1 protein-coding gene is annotated in these 618 nt (G+C 32.7%); it reads right to left on the bottom strand.

The window, feature by feature from the left end:
- Positions 1-54: 54 nt before the first annotated feature.
- Positions 55-432, bottom strand: coding sequence for an ArsC/Spx/MgsR family protein (locus LACDD01_RS11280; RefSeq protein WP_061415341.1), 378 nt, complete (start codon positions 430-432; stop codon positions 55-57).
- Between the last annotated feature and the right edge of the window lie 186 nt (positions 433-618).

Genomic DNA, 618 nt, shown 5'->3' with positions numbered 1-618 from the left:
CTCACTCTTCTATGTAACGCATAGTTCTATCAAAATAAAAAGAGGGGGGGATAACTAGCGAAGGGCTTTGCGTCTGTATTCTGGAGGTAAGAATTGGCGAATCTCATCCGCATTATAACCTACTAAAAATTTGTCGCCTTCTAATATAATAGGGGTTTGTAAAAGACTAGGGTGTTCTAGTAAAGTGGTTATTCCGTCATTGAAGCTCATTTCTTTTAAAGAAGTGATTTGCTTCATTGCCTTAGAGTTCGCTTTGTTGGACCGTTTTACAATTTCTTTGAGACCTTTGTCACTTAGGGACAAGGTTTTGATTAGTTCTGTTTTAGTTATTTTATTTATTTTTAGCTTCTCTACATCAATGTTGTATTTTTCAAACCATGCAAGAGCTTGTTTGCTAGAATTACAACTGTTTCTATAATAAACCTTAATCATTCGGAATCCTTTGGTGTTAAATGTTACTTCTATTATAAAATATTAAGCTAATTATTTGTAGTTTTATACTTTATTATAGTATAATAGAACGTTTATGTGCGTTAAATTGAGTATTGAATGATTTAAGTTCCCTGTCTTCATGAAAGAGCATTGTAGGGCGAGAAGATACAGAAAATTGTTCCTATA

It is taken from the genome of Lactococcus sp. DD01 (genome assembly GCF_001578715.1).
In the GTDB taxonomy this organism is placed as follows: Bacteria; Bacillota; Bacilli; order Lactobacillales; family Streptococcaceae; genus Lactococcus; species Lactococcus petauri.
The sequence above is the reverse complement of the archived record's forward strand: the minus strand, read 5'-3'. Positions and strand labels throughout refer to the sequence as shown.

What these genes read in the sequence shown, in the direction of transcription:
- LACDD01_RS11280 (WP_061415341.1), bottom strand. Translation starts at nt 432, where the DNA reads ATGATTAAGGTTTATTATAGAAACAGTTGTAATTCTAGCAAACAAGCT.